The sequence below is a fragment of the Grimontia marina genome (genome assembly GCF_900060185.1).
Taxonomy (GTDB): domain Bacteria; phylum Pseudomonadota; class Gammaproteobacteria; order Enterobacterales; family Vibrionaceae; genus Enterovibrio; species Enterovibrio marinus.
The window spans coordinates 96,991-114,905 of the sequence record NZ_FIZY01000010.1 but is presented as its reverse complement, the minus strand read 5'-3'; the positions used below and the strand labels follow the sequence as shown (position 1 = coordinate 114,905).

Here is a 17,915-nt window from a genome sequence, read left to right as displayed (position 1 = left end):
TATTGAGTCAACACGTCCTTGGCTCAGAACATATCTCTAACTTCTTCAATGTCTACTTTGTAGCCCCGGCCTTGAAGCTCCTTGTTTAGCTTATGGATATCCTCCAACACTTTGAGATATTTCGTTTTCTTATCCTCTTTTTCCCAGAAGCCCTGCTCCGATTCAACCACAACCAGCTCATTCCTTAACTGGCTCAATACATCCAGCACATTGAGGTTTACCGCTGCCAAGGCTGAGAAGTCTGAACTCTCAAGCTTGTGCAGGAAGCACTTATAGAACGCCAGCAAATCCTCTGATTCGTGGATCAAATTTTCGGTTAGTACTGCACCAATCCCTCTCGCCGTTCCTTTGAGCGAGTGATACTCTGTAAAAAACTTGTCCAACAACTCTTCGGGCGAATCCTCGCTTTTGTCGCTCCCCAGTTTTTCAATCGCAAGAATCATCAATTCCAGTGCTATCTCTTTTTCCTCGGAGAAAAGGTCAAGATATTCGGACGTATTTCCCTCTGACGCTGTTGAAAAGTCAGGCTCATAGTTGATTTCTGGCATACCTTTGCCAGCAGAATCTTCAGATAGATCCAAAATGACGTTTTCGGAAAAAAGCGCAAAGTCATTGTTGTTTTCAGAACGGTAAGCGTGATAGTGCTTGATAACAGATAATAGAGCGGGTGGGTCGATGAGCTCTCGTTCAACTAAAAGTTGTCCCAGCGTCCCCCTGCGCTGTTCAACCTCTTTATTGATGATGTCGATAAACTCGCTTTTCCAGATACTTAGTTGTAGACAAGCGGTTCTAAAATCCAGGTTTTCATCACTCTGAAGTGTAACAATCGCCAGAAGTTGCTCAGGAGAAATTACACCTTTCTCGTACAGGATTTCCACGCTATGCGGCGTTTTCCTAACCAGCTCAACCATTGCATCAGCAAGATCTGAGGCTGAAATCAATCCCTCTTCCAGCAAAAAGCTTCCGAGAGTCTTCATCTGTCACCCCAATCATGAAATTGTATCCGTCTTAAGTATAAGATTAGCATCTGCAATTCGGGCGACAGATCCCGATTATCCGTAACGCACAAAACGCAGCACTCTCTTCAGGTTGATCACCAACGCCAAATCACCATTTCCCAGCAAAGTTGCGCCAGAGAATATGTTTTCATGGTTCATGCTTTTATCTAATGGCTTAATAACGATATCCAGAAATGCCCTGACCTCATCAACTACCAACCCCCAGTATTGCCCCCTATCTTTGAAGGTCACTACGCTTAACGACTTCCCTTGTTCATACAGAGACTGAAAACTCTCCCCGTTTACCAGTTCACCAAGGTAGTCTTTAGCTTCAATCAAGGGCGTGACTTTGCCTTTTCTCAGCATGGTTGCAGAGCCGCTTTCAAATCGAATGGAGATTTCGTCGTCAATACGGCTGACACCTACAATGCCTGAGATTTCTGAGGAAGGAATGGCGTAGTTAAGACCACCAACCTGGAACAGGGCGACTCTCAGCGTTGCCATTGTGAGCGGGAACATCAGCGAAATCTCAGTACCCACACCGATTTTCGAATAGATATCGACCGTGCCTTTTATCTCTTCCACCTTTCGTTTCACGGCATCCATTCCCACTCCACGGCCTGACACTGAACTCACTTGCTCCGAGGTAGAAAGCCCAGAATAGAAAATCAACTCCATGATTTCCTTATCCGACATTCTCTCCGCCTGCTCTGACGAAATCACACCGTTATTAATGGCTTTGTTCAACACTTTTTCGGTATCAATGCCTTTGCCATCATCTTCAATGTTGATCACCACTTTCCCCGACTCGTTATAAGCATGAATCAGCAGACGACCAGTCAAAGGTTTTCCCGCCCCAGTGCGCTCATCTGGCATTTCAAAGCCGTGGTCTATTGCATTTCTGACAAGGTGTGTCAGTGGCTCATTGATGGCATCCAGGACATTATTATCGAGTTCGATATTTTCACCAATGATGTCGACATCGACTTTTTTGCCCAACTCATTAGAAAGATCCCGCACCATTCTTCGATACTTGCTCAGCAAGTTGCCCATTGGGCGCATTCGGGTTTTCAGCAAGTCGCCCAGCATATTGTCGGAAATAGTCATCAGCTTGTTAGAAAGCTCAGTTAAGCGCTGATTCTCTTCCTGTTCAGCGAGATCGACCATCATATTGCGGATCTGAACCAGCTCTTCGGTGTGGCTCATGAGCTTTTCAAGCAATTGGGATTTCACACGTGTGGTCTGCTCAAAGTTCGACTGAACCGAAGAGGTTTTTGGCGTTTTAGTTTTAGACAGGAACTTTCGTCCAGACAACGACTTAGGTGAGTTTTCCTGACCTTCATGTTCCACCAATGAACACAGGTACGCCAGCTCATCAGCTACATCACCATCGAAAGCAAAAGTGTCTTCACAAAAACGAATATCAAACGACTCTCTATTGAGAAAACAGGTCGCCATGCCTGCCAGCAAGGCTTCTTTGTGGTTGCTGTATTCCTCGTTAGGCTGACCATTGATAAATGAGCGTAAGTCTTCTTCCACCTCTTCTATAGCACGCATCAATAACTCTCGGCTTTGCTGGTCAAGCTCACTGCTTCCAGCAGCCAGATAATCAGTAAGGGCTTGAATATTTATTAACAAATCATCGACAGCACGATAAGAGGTCATGTCCTTTTCTTTGTGACCTTCGTGGAAGGTGAGGAGGTCTCCGATTTCTTCATTCACCTTGGAAAGTGAAGACTTTTCCCCCAGTAAGGCTTGAATGTGACCAGCTTTCTCTGCCAGGGATTTTAAATGGGTGGTTTTAGATGCCTCCCTTTTCATCCTTCATCCCCACTTATTAGCAAACTCTTTGGTAAGCTTTTTGACTCTGTTTTTTGGAACAACTTCACCGCAAACTCAATCGCATCTGCAATGCCAGATAAAGGGACAGTTCTGCATGCAGCCTCCAGCTCTTCAGCTGCCCGAGGCATACCATAAACAGCACAGCTCTCTTTATCCTGTGTAATGGTGAATGCCCCGTTGCGCTTGAGGTTAAGCAACCCTTTTGCGCCATCCCGCCCCATGCCCGTCATTAAGACTGCTACCTTGTTAAGCTTCTTGAGCTTGAGAGCGGACTGAAACAGGTAATCAACTGATGGACGAAATCCATTCACCAAGGGATCCTCAGTGACCCTCACCACGACACGCTCATCCGGCAGTTGCATTAATCTGATGTGCTTACCCCCGGGCGCGACATACACATGTGAGCCTTCAAGAAGCGCACCGTCTTCCGCTTCACATACTTTTAGTTCACATGACTTGTTAAGCTTCTCCGCCAGTGAGTGAGAATAATCAGGGGGAATATGTTGGACAATGCAAACCGGCGGAAACGGCGAAGGCAAGTGCTTGACTACACAATCCAGCGCATCAATACCGCCTGTTGATGCGCCAAGAAGCACCACTATATCAAAGGGGGCTGGGGTTTTATGCGCCTCCGCTAAACAGCCTCCCGCATTGAGGTTTTCAATCGAAGCTTTTGCTGCCAGTGCTGAGGCTAATACCTGATTCAACGTTGTAGGTGTCGTCACAAAATTATATCGGCCAACTACCTGATTGAGCTTGCGGTATTCTATGCCACTAAGCGAACGTGCGGCGCGAGAAACTAAAATGGTTGGAATGGTTTTATTACTCTTCGCACCTCCCAGCCAATCATTGCCACTGATATGATAGGGGTCCATCACTACCACATCAGGTGCGAGCTTTGCGGCTCGATCAAACAACACTTTTGCATCAGCAAAGTGTTCTACCCTGACATCATCGCTGCCACAAACTCTATCCGTCCACGAAGTGTCAAGGTGAGATCTCCCCAATGTCGTGTAGATCCTTCTTACATCCGAGGTCTTTGGGTGGCAATTTAGGGGGGGCGTATCATGCTCGGACACAAAGCGAAAATCTACGTCGCCAGTGAAGGGGTTAAAGCGGACTTGACGGCCTTCAACACCGCCTATTGATACCCCAAGGACTGGCAAACCGTAAAGCGCCAGAAGTTCAAGGGCGATGGAAATGTTCCTGACGCCAATTTGCTGCGACTGCAGGAAGTCACCGCCCTGCAACTGTGCACCACCAAGTACCCGAGCCGTTAGATTTTCCAGTCGAGAAGAGGTTTGCTTAAAACGACGCAGTAAGTTAGGAATTGCAAAACTGCCAAAGTCATTGGCATCACTACTTTGTGAGAAGTTATTCTGTGCGCTAGGCAGTCTATAATGGCACATACCTCCACTTTGATTTTCCCTGTCACAGATACAAACGGTGACACAAGTCCCTACCAGCGTCTGCATCCATGCATTTTTGCGAAAGAAAAAGCACAGATCGCCGGAACTCACCTGAATATCAGCCATCGCTCTTTCCTCTGTGAGTAACCTTTCTATATACCGAGGTACCCACTTGCTCGAGTCCAAGATCCAAATTGTTCAGCGTTTCTGTCAGCCCAACGAAAATCATCCCTCCATGTTGTAGTTGGCTCAACATAGAGCGAACCACTTTTTCTGCCGTGGAGGGTGGGAAATAAAACAGTACATTACGCAGAAAGATGTAATGAAACTGGATGCCAAATTTGTCAGAAAAATGAACAAGATTGTATTGTCGAAACTTAATTTGCTGGCGAAGTATATCCGCAACATGAAAAGTGTCATCCTGAGGGTCATCAGAGAACTTGGTATACCGGTGCCGAAACTGAATAGGAATCTCACTCAAACGCTCTTTTTCGTATCTGGCGCTCTCGCAAATCGCGAGCCTCTGGGTATCAATATCGGTCGCGAGAATTTTAGCTTCAAACCCCGGGTTATCGTGTTGGAGTTCATCACATACCATGGCAATGGAATAAGGCTCTTCACCACTTGCACACGCGGCGGACCAGATGAAAATCGTGTCTGAACGGTGTTGGTCAATGATATCCTTTCTCATCAACTCAAAATGGCAGGCTCCGCGAAAGAACTCGGTTTTATTAGTGGTGATGGCATTAGTGAATTCTGTTAACTCCCGTCCACTCATGTCGCTTTTCAGATAATCGGCATATTGTTTAAATGAGTGGATTTTTAGCGCGTAAAGGCGTTTTTTCAGCCTGCTTTCCAGCATGGTTCGTTTGTCGGAAGAAATACGGATACCCGCGTGGTGATAGATCAGATGGGTAAAGTGTCGAAATTCCACAGAAGACAGCCGCACCATTGAGGTATCAAAGTTTTCTCTGCCTTCCGCAGCAGCATCAGCTTGGCTAGTGAAAAGACGATCGACTTTTTGCACCACGACCCATCACCCCGTTCAAAGCCGGTTCCAGGCGCTGTTGTTGTTCCCTTCCATCGTTACATCATCACTTTGCGCATTCGCTTTCTGCACATGATTATTTCGTTCAAAGTCATGTTCAATGCTCTCCTCCCAATTCAGAGGCTTCTCTACTTTATTTTCTTCCTTGGCTTCCGCTTCATGACCACACAGAAAGTTGCTCATGTGCAAGACAAGCTTATTGAGATCTTCAGCCTGTCTGGTCAACTCTGAACTGGAGTTAGAGGCCTGATCGGCAATAGACGCCGCGTGCTGCGTCGCTCTGTTGATAGACTCAACCGCATTGCTGATTTCTTGTATGCCCCTTGCTTGCTCATTCGAAGCTTCAAAAATGTTGGTTGCACCTTCCACCATCGACTGCGCCTGCTGGCGGGTTTCCGACACAATGCCTCCCCCATTTTCTACCCGTATGGTGTTTTCCTTCGCGATTGTTTCGGCTTCGCTGATACTTTGCTTCACAATGGCAGAAATGTCTGTTGCTGCTTTCCCGCTCATTTGAGCCAAATTCCCAACTTCCTGAGCCACAACAGCAAATCCTCTGCCATGCTCTCCCGCCCTTTCCGCTTCGACTGAGGCATTGAATGAAAGCAGTTTGGTTTGGAAGACAATCTCGTCGATGATTTCGGTCTTTGCACCAATTTCCGCAATGATCTTAACCAGCTCTGTAATTTTATGATTTGATTCAGAAATCTGGCACATAGCTTCGTCCAAGTCTGTCATTCTATTCCCAACCTCTTTGGACAGGTCCCGGGAGTGTTCGGCGGATTGAACGTTATTTTGGACCATGCTGGAGATCTCTTCCGCACTCGCAGATGTTTCCTCCACTGAACTGGCTTGTCGATTAGAAATTTGGGAAAGGTTCTGAGAAACATCCTCAATGTTGGCGGCGATCATTGCTACTCTGGACGCCCCTGTATTCATGCGTCGCACCACTTCATTGAACGAAACGCGTAAATCCCCCAGTTCCTTCGAGCTGAACACCGTCAGCCCTTTAAAAATATCTTGGAATGGGCGCATGATGGCCGCACTCAAGAAGTTAGCAACAAGCACTGATGCAATAACGGCAAACACCATGCCAGCAATAATGGTGATGTAGGTACTGGTGACACTTTCGTGTGCAGCCTGTGTTCGCGCTGCCATCAGAGTGTCTTCCCGCTCGATAAAAGTCCTCATTTGGCTTCTAAATTTGTCGAAGTACTGCTTCCCGCGCTCCTGAGCCACCAGATCAGAAATATCATCCATGGTTTTGGCATCACCTATCTCACGTCTTAACGTAATATAGTTTTCAGCCACATTCCCACGCCAGTCACCCAAAACATCTTCTATGTTTTCCAGCACTGACACTTGAATGGGGTTGTCCCTGACTTCCAGCTTAAGCCCTGTCAGTAATCGGCTTATTTGGTTGCTCCCTTGAGCATAAGGTTCCAAAAAAGCCTCTTGCCCTGTTAGTAAGAAGCCTCTCATCCCTGTCTCCATATCCAATACTGCGATTTTAATCAGCAGAGCTTTTTGGGCTATGTCGCTAAAGCCCTCTCTATCTTCGTCGGATTGGGAAGCGGGGAAGTTATCGTTCGATATCGAGCGTTGTTGGGCAATAAAGGTATCTAGCAAACCTCTCGCTTTGTCGATGTACGCTTTTCCTTTGGCTTCTCCCACAGTCACGCTCATGTCGTTCATGGTTTTAGCATTACCTATAGAGCGTCTCAGCGAAATCATGTCCTCGGTAACATTGCGTTGCCAGTCTGCAATCGTAACTTCAACGTCTTGAAGTAAAGAAACCTGTCGGGGGTTGTCGCTGACTTTTTGTTTCAGGTCCTCAACGATGCTCTCAAACTCTCGCTTTCCCTCATCATAAGGCTCAAGGAACTGTTCTTTGCCTGCCAACAGATAACCCCTCATCCCGGTTTCCATATTGATGGCGGCAGCAATCAAATTCTGCGCTTTGTTGATAACTTCGTGGGTATGCTCCACCCACCTTTCAGTAGCGCTCAGATTTTTCATGCTATTGAGACTTAGCAACCCAAGCGCAATGAGAAACAAAAGCACTACACCATTACCCAAAAATATTTTTGCTCGTAAAGACAGGTTTTCAAGCATGGCTATCATCCTCGGCTAAATATCAAAATTCGTGTTGCCAGTTGTCGGCTGCACAGAAACGTGTGTGCTAATCAAATCTAATTCCTCTGGCTCAAGCACGTTGAGAATGTCCAGCAATAACACCAGACTGCTATCCTCGGCCTTCGCCACGCCATAGATGTACTCTCGCTTTATACTGCTGGATATTTGAATTTTGGTTTCGATTTGCTCATCCGTGAAGCCTATAACCTCATTCACGTCATCCACGATGGTGCCGACAGTCAGTGAATTGACGTCGCTGATAATGATGGAGGTCTTCTTGGGCTCATAGGCTTTTTCTTCGAACCCGAGTTTCAGCCTGAGGTCGATAACGGAAATGATTTTCCCACGAAGGTTGATAAGGCCTTTAAAAAAGCTCGGCATATGAGGGATGGGCGTCACCTTCACCATACCAATCACCTCTTTCACGGAAGACAGAGGAATTCCATACTGCTCCTCAGCCAGAGAAAAGATGAGTTTCTTCTGTTTTAACCTCGTTCCGCGATGATGACCGACTTGTCTATCTCCCGAATTCAGGACAGCGCTTTTTTCCAAGTATCGCTCAGCTGCATTATCCATGGCTAGCCCTTCAAGCTACAGGCTTACAAAACAACGGATTAGACAAACCCGCCCATAGAGCAACCTCATGTTTCAATTTTGAGAAAGTATTGAGGCTTTGATTTAACAGTAGGCCAGCTTGTCCCAATGTCAAAGCTATCAATAAGCATCTGTAATCTTGGCAATAGGCCAATAACAACATGAAATAGTAGGGAAATTAGAAGGAAGGTTGATGTGATTATCTACCCGAACGAGCAGATAATCACACATCTGACTTACACGATACCGATATTAATAAAGGATTCTGTCTTGTTCAGCTCATCAAACAACCCATGCATTTTTCTCTTTGTAATGGGTTTGCGCATGTAGCCTGAGGCACCGTAATACTCTACAACCTGTACAGGATCTAATCTCAACTTTTCACAACCAATCAGAATAGAGTTGATTTTGCCTTCCTCCACTTCATCGTCAATGACGCGGTGCGCAATCTTATCGAGCAACGCCAGCTTTTCTTCCGTGTCAGCATCCACTTTTATCTTTTCTGCCCGAGAGATTGAGACAAAGCTTTCATTGGAAATGACCACGATATTTTTGATATTACAGTTTGCCTTCAGATAGACTAGCGCTGACAAACCATCCATGTTGGGCATCCTCAAGTCAGTCAAAACCAAATCGACAGAAGGATTTCGCTCAACCAAAGAAATAAGCTCTCTACCATCTTTGGCCTGCCCAAGGATTTCTAATGGCCCAAAGTCTTCATTCAATGCATTCAAAGACTCCAAAATGCTGTCGCGCATGTCTGCCATATCGTCTGCAAAAATGATCTTCATACGTCCCCTTACAATGCCATCAAACACTAAAAGTATTAGAAATGAGAATCACTTTGTAACTATAGAGGCATTCGTTGAGGTTGGCGTGAAGAAGAAAAATTGAGGAAAACAAGAAAGCAGGGGTATGGTGGAAGACACCACCATACCACAATGAATCATTACCAGAGCCAGGCTGCCCCACGTACGCCGCTCGAATCGCCATATTTAGCTTTCACAATTGGCGTGTCACACTCGCCACCCATGACCCATCTTTTCATCAATGCTGGAACATTTTTGTAAATACGTTCAACGTTGGACATCCCGCCGCCAAGTACAATCACATCGGGGTCTAGAGTATTAACAACCGATGCCAATGCGCGGGCTAAACGGTCTTCATAGCGTTGGATGCAAGCTTCAGCGTCTTTATCGCCTCTCTCTACACGGTCCATGATATCTGGCCCTCGCAGTGTTTCACCATGCGTCAACTCGAAATCTTTCCAGAAGCCAGTGCCGGAAATAAATACCTCAAGACAACTTGGTCTGCCACAATAGCAGTGAATGTGCTCAGCATGGTGGCGATCCTGTTCGGTCTGCCAAGGCAGTGGATTGTGGCCCCATTCGCCCGAAACACCATTACCACCTGCATGGACTTTACCGCCAATCGAGATTCCTCCACCGCAACCCGTGCCAATGATCACCCCAAATACTAGGTGCTTGCCTGCCCCTGAACCGTCGACGGCTTCAGAGACCGCGAAGCAGTTTGCATCATTTGCAATACGAACTTCACGGCCAAGTAAGGTGCTAAGGTCTTTATCAAGTGGCTGACCATTAAGCCAGACTGAATTGGCATTCTTTACTTTCCCTGTCACTGGAGAAAGTGTACCTGGGATCCCCATACCGACGGTGCATTTTTCGCCAACGGCGGTCTCCGCACGATCTACTAGCCCTTTTATCGCGTCCAACGTCCCCTGATAGTCATGCTGTGGCGTGGGAACTCGCTCAACAAAAAGCTGTTCACCGTTATTGTTTAAAACAACGGCTTCAATTTTTGTGCCGCCCAGATCAATCCCAATTTTCACTAATAATCCTCCCGAACTTTCGATTCTTTAGTGATGATTTTATTTTTTTCCATTAATTCAAACAGTGACAGGATCGAAACATCACAACTGGATGCCTCAGTAGGATAGGTGGTTTTTGATCGCTATTTTGAAAGCAGTGTGACAATTTTGCTTCAACTTACTATCTAACGTTATGATTCTTAGAACAAATACACTTCCCCTTTCGAAAATCGAGAGATGTCTCACTTTCTTTTCTCAGAATTCCGACTATTTTTACGTTGTGCTTATTTTCGCCAACTTTCAGCGTAATTTGCGAAGAAGTAGTGGACCTAATGCACAAGGTGACGCAGAAGAGCCATAAATTAACTATACAATTGGCACCTCTGTGGTACTATCGTTCGGCCTGGTTAATAGAGCTCTTTATGCTGCAATTGAAAACTTCGTTACACCCTACCTTCGCAAAAGTAAGTTGTCCTGAAGATGTTCGCTACATTTGCCACCATAAGTGATTCGTTAATAGGTCTTAATGCGCGTGTGCGCAATGATACAAATAGAAATACATTCAGGAGACAACATGTCTAAATCTACCGGTACCGTGAAGTGGTTTAACGAAGAAAAAGGTTTTGGTTTCATTCAGCAAGAAAATGGCCCAGACGTTTTCGTTCACTTCCGTGCTATCACTGGCGAAGGTTTCAAAACTCTGGCTGAAGGCCAAAAAGTGGCGTTTGAGATCGAGCAAGGTCAAAAAGGCCCACAAGCTGCAAACGTAGAAAAAATCTAATTTTTTCTTCTCGCAGAGAATTTGAAAGGACGCCCCATGGCGTCCTTTTTCTTTTCCCAATTCCACTTATCCGTTCTTTTTGCATCGCACCCGCCATCACTATCGCAATTTTGTACAAATTTTTATCGTCGTCCTTGGGTATACTCGTAAGACTTAGAACGCCAGCCCCTTATCGATAGAGCAAGGAGTGTAATGGAACACGCGAAATTTGATTCTTCACCTCTATTAGGCGGCTTGGAAGTATTGGAAGCCTCTTACGAAAAACAAGCTTTTTCCCGCCATACCCATGAGGGCTATACCGTCGGTGTCATTCGCAAAGGCGCACAGCGTTTCTGGCGAACCGGTGGCTATCATATCGCGCCAGCCAGTAGCATTATTCTTGTCAACGCAGATCAGGTACATGATGGGCATTCCGCCACCGAAGGAGGCTGGACTTACGAAGCTATGTATCCCACCGAGGCGCAATTCATAGCCATTTCTAAAGATCTTGGGCTGGCATCCAAAGTGCCATATTTCCCTTTTGCGGTTGAAGAAGACCCCAAGCTATCCAATCAACTTTTAATGCTCTTCTCTCTGCTGCGCAGCAATGAAGATCCGCTGCTTACTGAAACCTTCACCCATCATGTCCTGCTTTCATTGACGTGTCGGTTCAACAAGCGCCCCCAATTGCCAGAGGACATCACCAAGATTGGTCCCAAAATGGATTTAGTACGGGAATATCTACATCAAAACGCAACGGAAACAGTCACTTTGGACACCTTAAGTCAGCTTTCTGGGGTCAGCCCATATCATTTGGTTAGACAGTTCAAAGCCCGTTATGGGTTGCCACCTCACGCCTACCAGATACAGCTACGTGTCCGTCGCGCGCAACATATGATGAAAAATGGGTTCGGCCTTGCCGACTGCGCAATCTCCTGTGGTTTCCACGACCAAAGCCATTTCCACCGACATTTTTGCCGTGCCATTGGCGTAACACCGAAGCAATACCAGAAAGCAATTTTGTGCAATTCTTCGATACGTGTGGCTGATAAAACAGAAAGCATTCTCCCGCATTCGAAGGATAAGCATGAACAAAGACAACCCCTCATTACTCATGAAGAATAAAGTTTGGCTCAATGCCTGCTCAGACATGTTGCCGCTCAGCGTGGCAGTGATCCCTTGGGGCGTGCTTTGCGGCTCGCTAGGAGTCCAAATGGGCCTAACACCTTTACAGGCGCAAGCTATGTCACTTTTTGTGTTTGCCGGAGCAGCACAACTTTCAGGTGTGACCATGATGGGCGTGGGTGTGCCAGGAAGCACGCTGTTTGGTACCACTTTTGTCATCAGTGCCCGTCATCTGCTCTATTCTGTTAACTTTCGTCAGTACATTCGACAATTACCCCTGAGATGGAGAGTCACTCTTGGCTTTCTGCTGACTGATGAGATGTATGCACTCTGTGCTGCCAATATTGAGAGAACGGGAGAATTCGACAAGCACTACGCCCTGTTCAGTGGTGCATTTTTCTACTTCTGCTGGAACCTTGCGACTCTCTTGGGTGTGCTTGGCGGCACGCAGTTTGAGAACATTGAAGAACTAGGACTGGAATTTGCCATCGCTGCGACATTCCTCGCCTTAGTCATACCTACAATTAAAGACATTCCGGTCCTAGTCTGTGTGTTGGTCTCATTCGCGGTAATGACGACATTGACACTGGCAGGCTATGGCAATGCACTGATTGCTGCCGCTATCACTGGTATGATCGCTGGGTTTGTGTCTGAAAGTGCTATGCCTATACACACCAAGAGGGAGGGGAAGAGAAAATGAATACTTGGCTTATTATTATCGGCATGGCAGGCATTACTTTTTCGGTGCGTTACTTCTTTCTCGCTCAGAGCATCCCATTCCGCGTAACCCCAGTGATGCAACGTATCCTGAAATACTCGGCACCAGCAGTGCTAATGGCATTAACCGTACCTATCCTACTTTTTCCTCAAGGAAGCATCGACATATCATTGCACAACCCATTCCTGTTGGCGGGTGGATTCGTATGCGCACTCAGTCTGTTGCGCCTTAGCACCCTGAAAACGGTCATAATTTCAATGATTTTTTTCTGGTTAATCCGCTAACGGGATCTGTATCAGAATTAGGAATCTCAATTCTAAAACCAACGTCTCTTTAATTGAAAAAACAGCCCTCTAGGCTATTTTTATTAGGGGAGACTGTACTTAAGTTGGGGTAGCTAATGCTTGAAAAGTGCTTAGTTGTTGATGACCATGAAATGATCCGTGAGACCATTGCCATTATGGCAAAGTCTCAAGGGTTTAATGAGTGCATCACAGCTACTGACGGCGCAGATGCCATGTCTAAACTATACCATGAGCGCCCCTCGTTCATCATTACTGATCTACAGATGGAACCCATTGATGGACTAGAAATGCTTCGACTTATCAGAAGTGGCCGTTATGGGCTGCCTCATGACATCCCAATCATTATCCTCACAGCTAATGCCGCAGAGACTGTTATTGCTCAGTGTATCGCTTTCGATGTGGACGCTTTCCTCGTGAAGCCAGTAAATAAGCAATCGCTTCAAGATAGAATCAGCCAGCTCTCGCAACAAGCCAAACCAAAGAAGGGTATCGAACACTACTTTGCTATGTACGAGCAAGATCCTGCTAAATCAACAGCATTCAAGGTGAACGGTACCGTTGCATTTACTGACGATGTTTTAAAAGAAGTTGATGCAGTAATTCATGAGCATAAAGAATCAGGAACAGCAGAGCCTATGCTCGCAAATGCCACAGAAAATGTAACACCAAGCTCTACAGAACATTCTTCTCCACCGCCGGTTGCTCCCGCAGCAGAAGAAGGGCAACCAGAGTCAGACAACCGTAAGAAATTTATTAAGTGGCAGGACCGCTTCACTGTCGGTCATCCAGAACTAGACCAGAGCAACAAAGAGTTGCTCAGTATCATCAACGACACCTATGACCTTGTTGTTACTCATCATGAAGGCAATGAGTTTGATGACATTGCAAAGCGCTTTCAGCATTACGTTGAGGACCATATTGAGTTAGAAGAGGATCTGCTCACTGATGCCAACTATCCAAGATTAAAAATGCACAAAGACATGCATGCGCGCCTTGTTAAACAGGCAGAGTTTGTGATTCTTAAGTGCCAAGCGGATCCCGGCTTTTATAAGACCGATTTTTTCCGTCTGTTGCGTTTTTGGTGGGTGAAACATGTGGTACAGGAAGACACTAAATACAAATCCCTATTTTAATATGCTCACATGACGAGGACTAAATGGCTAACAACTTCCGCCTAGCTAGCCAGGAATCTCGCTATACACTGGCCCAACTCTTCCTTAGCGGCGGTGCAGTCGTCATTATTCTGCTGCTATCTTTCCTTTGGTTTTATCGCTCCATCTATCAGGACACGCAGGAAAAACTTTCTTACTTTCTTACAACAGAAATCAGCAATCTCAGCTCATCAGTTGATGACTGGTATCACCACCGTGAACGCGAGTTGGGGATTATTGCCACTGATAATCAACTGATTCAGGCGCTGGATATTGGCGGCGCATTCAACGGAGAAGCCCTAACCAATGCCGGCGAAGTAACAAAAATCTTAGATTTATATCGAGAATCCTTTTCACTCGACGAAGTCACTCTATTTTCCCCGGAGGGAGAAATTCTTCTTGAGCTTGCTTACGAGTTTTCAGATGTAGCCGTCAATATCTATCCAAACATCATTCCTATGGTCAAACGACAAACTCTGTTTATTAGCCCTCCTCACCTGTCTGATGATGAAAAGCCATTGACGGAAATCATTATGGCTCTCGCCTTTTTTAACGGTTCCAGTCATACAGATCCTGTTGTTTTGGTGGCAACCCGGAAAAGTTCGGACTTCGACAAATTGTTTTTCAGTCAGGAAACTATCCCTTCTCGCATTGCTTTCGCTATCAATGATAATGGTCAAATCATCGCCCCAACTAAGAATCGCCTTCTGCTGCCTGACACAATTGAAACAGTCAATCGGATAAGGAAAACACCATCAGACTTACTTTATCGCTCAGATAAATCCATCAGGCTCAATGCAGAAGGCTTTCAAGGACACCTCCCTGATCCTTCGATTGGCGTCTGGCAATGGTACCAAGAACTCCCTATTGGGCTTGTCATTGAGTTTGATGCAAACAGCGCACTTAGTGCCGTTACATATACCCGAAACTACCTTTCAGTGACATTTTTTGTTGTTACCGGTGCATTTATACTGTTTCTTATGAAACACGCCAACTCACTACTGCGTATTGGGTTCACCAAACAGTACCTTGAATCTATTTTAAAGAACTATGCTGACGGCGTGATTGTCCTCGACAGCCGCGGTAATGTTATGACGGTGAATCACCGTGCTTCCACACTCGTCGATTTGCCGAACGTGCCAGAAAAAGGCACGCCATTGAATACCCTCAGTACTGACATCAACCAACAACTTATTCGAACCATTGAACAGGTATACCAAAACTCGCTCGTCAGCGAGGAAGCTAGCAAAATATTTCACGGTGGAGATAATGATTCCCTGTTCCTCCGCCTTGTAGGGAATAAGCAGCGCATTGGTGATCGGGATTATGTGGTCATGAACGTTCGTGACATTACCCAGCGCACACTTATGGAAGCCAAACTTAGTCGAAGTAATGCACTGTATTCTGTTTTTAACTCTGTGCAGGACATGTACATGACCACGGGGAACTCCGAGCGGTCATTCAAAAAAGCGTTGGTGGTATTGGCAACGTTTACCGACAGTAAGCTGGTAGCAATGTTGTCTATAAAAGGCGGCGTTCAGAAGCTACTTTTCAAGCACCAAGTCAATAACCTCAAGCAAGAATTTAAGGAGCTACCGCTTCCACTGCTACCGTTTGCCGAGTCCGCTATCCGCCTCAAACGTACAGCGTATTCTTCACCCCACCAAGGTGTACTCAACGATGATTGCGACTTTTTTGAGCACTATGCATTCCTACCGTTGGTCACGATGGGAGAAGAAGTCGGTATCATTGTGTTAGCGGGTCGTGATAACCCTTACACTGGTGAGATCGTGGATTGGATTGCTCCCGTCGTGAAAAGCATCTGTAGCATGCTCTATTCCGACCGCCAGACGCAACTTAACAGGGAAGTAAATGAAGCCTTGGTGCGCGCGAAAGACGATGCCGAACAGGCCAACGAGGCCAAATCCAATTTCCTGGCCATGATGAGCCATGAGATTCGTACGCCAATTAATGGCATCATGGGTATGTCGGAAGTACTCTCACACACCCAGCTATCCAACGAACAGCGGCAATACAATGACACCATTGCGGTATCGGCAAGTGCATTGCTAGATATTATCAATGATGTGCTAGACCTTTCGAAGATTGAAGCAGGTAAAATGACCGTTCGACAGGAAATCTTCTGTATTCATGAACTCATTGAAAATGTTACTAATATCGTTGCGCCCCGAGTGAAAGACAACGTCAGTTTTACCACATTTACCGACCCCAATTTACCCTGCTCAATCATGTCGGATTTTTCCAAGTTGAGGCAGATACTGGTTAATCTGGCTGGTAACGCTGCTAAGTTCACCAACAGTGGTTATGTGGATGTCTCTATCACCCAGCTCCGTCGGAATGGTTCTGACTGTGAACTGGCGATAAAGGTAGCAGATACTGGCATTGGGATCGAGCCAGCGCAACTGGACAAGGTTTTCGAAAACTTCTCACAGATTGATAACTCCAGTAGGCGTCGCTATCAGGGGACAGGGCTTGGCCTACCTATCTGTCGTAAGTTTGCTGATCTTCTCGGGGGTGACATTCAAGCTAAAAGTGCCATTGGTCACGGCTCCACCTTCAGCGCTCGCTTTACTGTCAAAGTCCCTGATACATCGCGAGAGCAAATGCCTTCACACACATCATTACTTCAAGGAATGAAGACGCTGCTTATCTCCCGCAGCGTTACTCAGGTAAGTAACCTGTATAAATATTTCACCCTGTTAGGGCTTTGCGTCACAATCGCCCGCGATGAAAATGCTGCATCTGCTGCACTTCAGTCTAACCAATTCGATGTGACCTTGCTTGATCACACTATTTCTCTTGAAAAGCTCAAAGCCTCTATGCTCCTACAAGGTAATTCACATACGGTGCTTTACCTCGCTGATATCCGCGGTGTGTTGATACAGAATACAGAAGTCATTTCAGCGTCAATCAGCGCACCTTTTAATATTGAGTCTATTTACGAGATACTTTCGACAGTCATCAAACTGGATGCCAAAGGACTCAGCCGTAAACAGATTTTCCGCCAGATGACCCACAATGAGGAAACTTCTCGCAATGTCGGCAACAGCCTTTATGTTAAAGGTCTATCAGTACTGATTGCGGAAGACCACCCAGTCAATCAAGAGCTCATCAATACAGTTCTCACTAAACTCGGCTGCAAGACCACACTTGCTGACAACGGATCTATCGCCTTCGAGCGATTTATGTCTAATCGCTATGACATGATTTTTATGGACTGCCAAATGCCTGTAATGGACGGATTCGAAACCACACGGAAAATCCGCCAGTTAGAAATTGAGAACAATTTGCCTGAAGTACCGATTATCGCTATGACTGCCAATGCCATGAGTGGTGATCGTGAGAAGTGCCTCAATGCCGGAATGACGGAGTACATCGCCAAACCCTTTAAACAGCACGACCTGATCGTTCTGATGAACAGCTTTCTAACAGAGCCTGAACCCTGCTCTGAAAGCTCTTCATCTACAACGGTTTCTCCTTCGCTTGCAACAACTGCAGCATCAAGTGCTGTCAAAACCCAAACGCAACAAGCAGAAGTGGAAAGCGAAACGCTTGAGCCTTTTGACCTTTCAACACTGAAAGAGAACACAGGTGACGACCCTGAGCTCATTGGTATGTTGATAGACCGCTACCTCTCCGCGCAGGAAAGTGACATCAAAGAACTAGTTAAGGCTTGGGAAAGCGAGCGCTATGTGGATGTAAAGAAAATTGCCCACAAAATGAAAGGGGCGGCGTTGATGGTTGGAGCGGTTGATTTTTCTACTGATTGTAAAGCGTTGGAACAATACAATTTTGACGGCGGCAACCGACCCGAAGAGCTTTACGAAAAGCTTCAACGAAGCTCAATACAACTGTGTGAAAGGATGTCCGCCAGCAAACCCTGAGATCAGGCTCCTATTAGTTTTCATGGGTAGTAGAACATTTGCAATTGTGCAAGTGTCATATAGTCACTATTTGCATTCTTTTTATTAAGATTGCAA

Annotated in this window: 14 protein-coding genes; 6 read left to right on the top strand and 8 right to left on the bottom strand. The window is 46.0% G+C overall.

The window, feature by feature from the left end:
• Positions 1-23 precede the first annotated feature (23 nt).
• The 8 genes from GMA8713_RS07550 to mak form a co-directional block, all read right to left on the bottom strand.
• Positions 24-977: a hypothetical protein gene (locus GMA8713_RS07550; protein ID WP_062707366.1), complete on the bottom strand. Its 954-nt coding sequence runs from the start codon at positions 975-977 to the stop codon at positions 24-26.
• A 75-nt stretch (positions 978-1,052) separates the two neighbouring features.
• A complete protein-coding gene (locus GMA8713_RS07545) occupies positions 1,053-2,819 on the bottom strand; it encodes a chemotaxis protein CheA (RefSeq protein WP_062707362.1) in 1,767 nt (588 codons plus the stop codon).
• Complete coding sequence (locus GMA8713_RS07540) at positions 2,816-4,375, bottom strand: chemotaxis protein CheB (protein WP_062707359.1); 1,560 nt, start codon at positions 4,373-4,375, stop codon at positions 2,816-2,818. Before GMA8713_RS07540 ends, GMA8713_RS07545 begins: the two co-directional genes overlap by 4 nt.
• Positions 4,368-5,279, bottom strand: coding sequence for a CheR family methyltransferase (locus GMA8713_RS07535; protein ID WP_062707356.1), 912 nt, complete (start codon positions 5,277-5,279; stop codon positions 4,368-4,370). Before GMA8713_RS07535 ends, GMA8713_RS07540 begins: the two co-directional genes overlap by 8 nt.
• A gap of 15 nt (positions 5,280-5,294) precedes the next feature.
• Positions 5,295-7,412: a CHASE3 domain-containing protein gene (locus GMA8713_RS07530; protein ID WP_062707353.1), complete on the bottom strand. Its 2,118-nt coding sequence runs from the start codon at positions 7,410-7,412 to the stop codon at positions 5,295-5,297.
• Between the two features lie 15 nt (positions 7,413-7,427).
• Positions 7,428-8,009 (bottom strand): chemotaxis protein CheW, encoded by a 582-nt coding sequence (locus GMA8713_RS07525; RefSeq protein WP_084387675.1) that lies wholly within the window; start codon positions 8,007-8,009, stop codon positions 7,428-7,430.
• A gap of 254 nt (positions 8,010-8,263) precedes the next feature.
• Positions 8,264-8,818 (bottom strand): response regulator transcription factor, encoded by a 555-nt coding sequence (locus GMA8713_RS07520; protein ID WP_062707350.1) that lies wholly within the window; start codon positions 8,816-8,818, stop codon positions 8,264-8,266.
• Positions 8,819-8,976: 158 nt separating this feature from the next.
• Positions 8,977-9,876 (bottom strand): fructokinase, encoded by a 900-nt coding sequence (gene mak, locus GMA8713_RS07515; protein WP_062707347.1) that lies wholly within the window; start codon positions 9,874-9,876, stop codon positions 8,977-8,979.
• 553 nt (positions 9,877-10,429) lie between these two features.
• Here mak and cspE point away from each other — a divergent pair.
• The 6 genes from cspE (at position 10,430) to GMA8713_RS07485 (ending at position 17,819) form a co-directional block, all read left to right on the top strand.
• A complete protein-coding gene (gene cspE, locus GMA8713_RS07510; RefSeq protein WP_062707344.1) occupies positions 10,430-10,636 on the top strand; it encodes a transcription antiterminator/RNA stability regulator CspE in 207 nt (68 codons plus the stop codon).
• Between the two features lie 192 nt (positions 10,637-10,828).
• Positions 10,829-11,740, top strand: coding sequence for a helix-turn-helix domain-containing protein (locus tag GMA8713_RS07505; RefSeq protein ID WP_062707341.1), 912 nt, complete (start codon positions 10,829-10,831; stop codon positions 11,738-11,740).
• Positions 11,703-12,440, top strand: a complete 738-nt coding sequence (locus tag GMA8713_RS07500) for an AzlC family ABC transporter permease (RefSeq protein ID WP_062707339.1) — start codon at positions 11,703-11,705, stop codon at positions 12,438-12,440. Before GMA8713_RS07505 ends, GMA8713_RS07500 begins: the two co-directional genes overlap by 38 nt.
• Positions 12,437-12,742 (top strand): AzlD domain-containing protein, encoded by a 306-nt coding sequence (locus GMA8713_RS07495; protein WP_062707337.1) that lies wholly within the window; start codon positions 12,437-12,439, stop codon positions 12,740-12,742. Before GMA8713_RS07500 ends, GMA8713_RS07495 begins: the two co-directional genes overlap by 4 nt.
• Positions 12,743-12,858: 116 nt before the next feature.
• Positions 12,859-13,896: a response regulator gene (locus GMA8713_RS07490; protein WP_062707334.1), complete on the top strand. Its 1,038-nt coding sequence runs from the start codon at positions 12,859-12,861 to the stop codon at positions 13,894-13,896.
• 23 nt (positions 13,897-13,919) lie between these two features.
• Complete coding sequence (locus GMA8713_RS07485; protein WP_062707333.1) at positions 13,920-17,819, top strand: hybrid sensor histidine kinase/response regulator; 3,900 nt, start codon at positions 13,920-13,922, stop codon at positions 17,817-17,819.
• Positions 17,820-17,915: the final 96 nt, after the last annotated feature.